The 4,314-nt window shown below is 75.9% G+C and carries 7 protein-coding genes; 4 read left to right on the plus strand and 3 right to left on the minus strand.

Annotated elements, in window-relative coordinates:
- A partial coding sequence (locus tag WCS02_RS18040; protein WP_340295674.1) for a M28 family peptidase occupies nucleotides 1-479 on the plus strand: 479 nt, incomplete at its 5' end.
- Between the two features lie 102 nt (nucleotides 480-581).
- Here WCS02_RS18040 and WCS02_RS18045 read toward each other — a convergent pair.
- On the minus strand, nucleotides 582-1,400 hold the full coding sequence (locus WCS02_RS18045) for an exodeoxyribonuclease III (protein ID WP_340295675.1): 819 nt from the start codon (nucleotides 1,398-1,400) through the stop codon (nucleotides 582-584).
- A gap of 38 nt (nucleotides 1,401-1,438) precedes the next feature.
- Between WCS02_RS18045 and WCS02_RS18050 the strand changes: the two genes are divergently transcribed.
- Genes WCS02_RS18050 through WCS02_RS18060 form a run of 3 tightly spaced genes read left to right on the plus strand, consistent with a single transcriptional unit; the run spans nucleotide 1,439 to nucleotide 3,488 of the window.
- Nucleotides 1,439-2,230: an SDR family NAD(P)-dependent oxidoreductase gene (locus WCS02_RS18050; RefSeq protein WP_340295676.1), complete on the plus strand. Its 792-nt coding sequence runs from the start codon at nucleotides 1,439-1,441 to the stop codon at nucleotides 2,228-2,230.
- Nucleotides 2,230-2,820, plus strand: a complete 591-nt coding sequence (gene pyrE, locus WCS02_RS18055) for an orotate phosphoribosyltransferase (protein ID WP_340295677.1) — start codon at nucleotides 2,230-2,232, stop codon at nucleotides 2,818-2,820. Before WCS02_RS18050 ends, pyrE begins: the two co-directional genes overlap by 1 nt.
- Nucleotides 2,817-3,488 carry a TrmH family RNA methyltransferase gene (locus tag WCS02_RS18060; RefSeq protein ID WP_376984068.1) on the plus strand — a complete coding sequence of 224 codons (672 nt, stop codon included), beginning with the start codon at nucleotides 2,817-2,819 and terminating at the stop codon, nucleotides 3,486-3,488. The genes pyrE and WCS02_RS18060 overlap by 4 nt, the downstream gene beginning before the upstream one ends.
- 11 nt (nucleotides 3,489-3,499) lie before the next feature.
- Here WCS02_RS18060 and WCS02_RS18065 read toward each other — a convergent pair whose 3' ends face one another.
- Nucleotides 3,500-4,006, minus strand: coding sequence for a hypothetical protein (locus tag WCS02_RS18065; protein ID WP_340295678.1), 507 nt, complete (start codon nucleotides 4,004-4,006; stop codon nucleotides 3,500-3,502).
- The coding region (locus tag WCS02_RS18070) for a hypothetical protein (protein WP_340295679.1) at nucleotides 4,003-4,314 on the minus strand (312 nt) is incomplete at its 5' end. The genes WCS02_RS18065 and WCS02_RS18070, both read right to left, overlap by 4 nt.

Consider the following 4,314-nt stretch of genomic DNA (forward strand, 5'->3'; position numbering starts at 1 on the left):
CGGTCGTCGTGCCGGAGGGCTCGGAGGACATCGAGACCACGTTCGAGGAGTTCTACACGCTGCTGGGCGAGCCGTACGACGACTCCGAGTTCAGCGGCCGCAGCGACTACCAGGCGTTCATCGAGAGCGGCATCCCCTCGGGCGGCCTCTTCACCGGTGCCGAGGTCGTCAAGACCGAGGAGCAGCAGGCCATCTGGGGCGGCATCGCGGGCGAGTCTTTCGACCAGTGCTACCACCAGGAGTGCGACACGATCGACAACCTCGACATGCACGCGCTCGAGGTCAACTCCGACGCCGTCGCGTACGCCGTCTTCACCTACGCCGCCTCCACCGAGGCCGTCAACGGTGTCGTCGGCCGCCGCGTGCCCGGGCGGTTCCTCGTCCCCGCCCCGGCCGGTCCCGAGTACACCTTCGCCGGCCCGCTGGGCGGCGACGAGCACGACCACGGCCACGACCACGGCCCGGGCGTCGCCGAGTGACCTGACCCACCCGCACCACCAGCACCGACGCTGACGCCGTCAGCACGACGAGGCCCGCGGAGCTCCGGCTCCGCGGGCCTCTGTCGTGCCGGGCGGGGGTGCCTAGAGGTCGAGCTCGACGACGACCGGGGCGTGGTCGCTGGGACCCTGCCCCGTGGTCGAGGCCTTGGGCTTGCGCTGCTCCCGGTCGACCCGGGCACCGGTGACCCGGCTCGCGAAGGCCTCGTTGCCCAGCACCAGGTCGATGCGCATGCCGCGCTTCTTGGGGAACGCCAGCTGCTGGTAGTCCCAGTAGCTGAAGACGCCCGGCCCGGTGAGGGGCAGCACGACGTCGGCGAAGCCGGCGTCGGTGAAGGCGGCCAGGGCGGCCCGCTCGGCCGGGGTGACGTGGGTGCCGGTGAAGACCGAGGGGTCCCAGACGTCCTCGTCGGTCGGGGCGATGTTCCAGTCGCCGACCAGGGCGAGCGGCTGCTCCGGCGCCGCGGCGGCCCAGCCGGTGGCGGCCTCGCGCAGCGCCTCGAGCCAGCGCAGCTTGTACGCGTAGTGGGGGTCCTCGACCGTGCGCCCGTTGGGGACGTACAGGCTCCACAGCCTCACGCCGGGGCCGTCGGCAGGACCGACCGTCGCGCCCATCGCGCGGGCCTCGGCCACGGGCGGGTCGCCGAAGGGGGGCACGCCGGGGAAACCGACCTGGACGTCGCGAAGGCCGACGCGGGAGACCACCGCGACGCCGTTCCACTGGTTGAGGCCGTGGTAGGCGACCTCGTACCCCGCGGCCTCGAACGCCATGACGGGGAACTTGTCGTCGGCGACCTTGGTCTCCTGCAGGGCCACCGCGTCGACGTCCGCGGTGACGAGCCACTCGACCACCCGTTCCAGGCGCGAGCGGAGGGAGTTGACGTTCCACGTGGCCAGCCGCACGGTCCCGACCCTAGGCCACGGCGCTAGCGTGGCCACCCGTGAGCAGACCGACAGCGCTCGTCACCGGGCCCACGGCGGGCATCGGGTACTCCTTCGCCCGCGCCCTGGCCGCGCGCGGGCACGACCTCGTGCTCGTGTCGCGCGACGAGGACCGGCTCGCCGTCGTCGCGGCCGAGCTCGGGGCCCGCTACACCGTCGACGTCGAGGTGCTGCCGGCGGACCTGTCCGACCGCGCCCAGGTCGACCGGGTCGCGCAGCGGCTGCGCGACGACGACCGCCCGGTGGACCTGCTCGTCAACAACGCCGGCTTCGGCCTCGCCGCCCCGTTCGTCGGCGGCGACCTGGACGGCGAGCTGCGCCAGCTCGACGTCATGGGCACCGCGGTCCTCGTCCTGTGCCACGCGGCCGTGCCCGGCATGGTCGCCCGCGGCCGCGGCGCCGTGGTCAACGTCAGCTCGGTCGCCGGGTTCGGGCCGATGGGCACGTACTCCGCGGTCAAGGCCTGGTGCACGTCGTTCACCGAGAGCCTGTCCGCGGTGCTGGCCGGCACGGGCGTCACCGCCACCGCGCTGTGCCCCGGCTTCGTCCGCACCGAGTTCCACTCCCGGGCGGGCATGGACGTCGGCCGGCGGGCCTCGGGCTGGTGGCTGGACCCCGACGACCTCGTCGAGGACTGCCTGCGCGACGTCCGCCGCGGCCGGGCCGTGAGCGTCCCCAGCCGCCGGTACCGCGCCCTCGTCGTCCTGCTCGGCCTGCTGCCCGCCGGCACCTACCGCGCCCGCCTGCTCCGCTCCGGCCGCCGCCGGACCGGCACCTCCCGAGGAGACTGATGACCGACAGCACGAGCCCCGACGGCGCCTCCGACGTGCCCGCCCCGACCGACGCCCGCGTCCGGCTGGCGGCGCTGGTCGCCGAGCGGGCCGTCGTCCACGGCGAGGTGACGCTGGCCTCGGGCGCGACCGCCGACTACTACGTCGACCTGCGCCGGGTCACCCTCGACGCCGAGGTCGCCCCCCTGGTCGGCGAGGTCATGCTCGACCTCGTCGCGGACCTCGACGTCGACGCGGTCGGCGGGCTCACCCTCGGCGCCGACCCGGTCGCCACGGCCATGCTCCACACCGCCGCCGCGCGGGGACGTCGGCTCGACGCGTTCGTCGTCCGCAAGGCCGGCAAGGCGCACGGCCTCCAGCGGCGCATCGAGGGCCCGGACGTCGCGGGCCGGCGCGTGCTCGCCGTCGAGGACACCTCGACGACCGGCGGCTCGGTGCTCACGGCCGTCGAGGCGCTGCGCGAGGCGGGCGCCGAGGTCGTCGCGGTCGCCGTCATCGTCGACCGGGGGACCGTCGCGCAGGAGAAGGTGCGCGAGGCGGGGCTGGAGTACCGGTACGCGCTCGGCCTGGCGGACCTGGGGCTGGGCTGAGCGCCCCCGCCCCCGCCCCCGGGCCGACGGGCCCTCCGGCGTCGGTCTCTGACGAGTCCCCCGCCACCGACGGTGCGCTGCCGGCGGCGGACCGGCCGCACGGCGAGGAGACCCCGTCGGCGGAGGACGACCGGCGCAACGTCGAGGACCGCTACCGGGGCTGGAGCGTCGAGGCGATCGCCGCCGACGTCGCGGCCCGGTCGCACCCGTTCCACGTCGCGGTGGAGAACCTCGTCCACGACTTCAACATCGGCTCCATCGTCCGCTCCGCCAACGCCTTCGGGGCCCGCACGGTGCACGTGGTGGGTCGTCGTCGCTGGAACCGTCGCGGCGCGATGGTCACCGACCGCTACCTCGACGTCCGGCACCAGCCCGACGCCGAGGCGCTGCACCGCTGGGCGGCGGCGGAGGGCCTCGCCGTCGTCGGGGTCGACAACGTCGCGGGCGCGCTGCCCCTGGAGACCGTCGAGCTGCCCGAGCGCTGCGTGCTGCTGTTCGGCGCCGAGGGGCCCGGGCTGTCCGAGGCGGCGCTGGCCGGCTGCGACGTCGTCGTCGGCATCAGCCAGTTCGGGTCGACCCGGTCGGTGAACGTCGGCGCCGCGGCCGCCGTCGTCATGCACGCCTGGGTCCGCCGGTGGGTGTTCGGCCAGCAGGTCGTCCCGGGCTGACCCCGGCGCCGTCAGGCCGTGCGGACGACGAAGACCCCGTCGACGAGCTCGCCCTCGACCGCCACCGGCGCGTCGGACCAGGTGACGTCGCCCTGCGTCGTGGTCGTCGCGCCGGCGGGGGGCTGTGCCGGCTCGAGCGGGACGGAGGTGCCGCCGCACTGCGGGGGTGAGGACTCGGCGAGCGCCTCGCACAGCCGGACGTCACCGCCGACGGCCACGAGGTAGCCGCTCATTAGGAACGGTCCCTGCACCCCGCCGGCCACCGCCTCGCCCACCGGGACCGACCCGTCCGCCCCGGACTCCACGCCGCCCGTGCCGGTGGCACCGGGGGTGTCGTCACAGCCGACCGACCCCTCCAGGCAGGCCGCCGCCGCATCCCCGGTGGCGCCGGCGGCAGCGGTAGCCCCCGCTCCGGTCGCAGGGCCGTCCCCGGCGTCGCCGCCGCAGCCGGAGAGCGCCAGGGCGAGCAGCAGGAGCGGGGCCGCGGTCCGGTGCGGGCGGTGCCGGGTCGGTGTCATGGCACTGGGACGCGCCCGGCCCCCGCCTGGTTCCTCGTGGCGGGCACCCCTGCTGCCGGTCGCGCCCACCGGGCCCTGGCCTGGCGGACCTCCAGCACGACGACGGCGATGCTGTGGGGGACGGTGAGCGCCCAGATGACGGCGAGCAGGCCGCCCAGGAGCGTCGTCCCGGTGACGGCGAGGACCCCTGCCCCGACGAGGACACCGACCGTCGCGGGCACCCCGGCGGCCGCCGAGGTGACGACCTCCCGCAGCGGGCGGCCGGCGTGGCGCGGCGCGGGCCGCCCGCCGGGGCCGCGCAGCAGCTG

Origin of the sequence: Aquipuribacter hungaricus, assembly GCF_037860755.1 — a bacterium.
GTDB lineage: Bacteria > Actinomycetota > Actinomycetes > Actinomycetales > JBBAYJ01 > Aquipuribacter > Aquipuribacter hungaricus.

What these genes read in the sequence shown, in the direction of transcription:
- WCS02_RS18065 (WP_340295678.1), bottom strand. Translation starts at nt 4,006, where the DNA reads ATGACACCGACCCGGCACCGCCCGCACCGGACCGCGGCCCCGCTCCTG.
- pyrE (WP_340295677.1), top strand. Translation starts at nt 2,230, where the DNA reads ATGACCGACAGCACGAGCCCCGACGGCGCCTCCGACGTGCCCGCCCCG.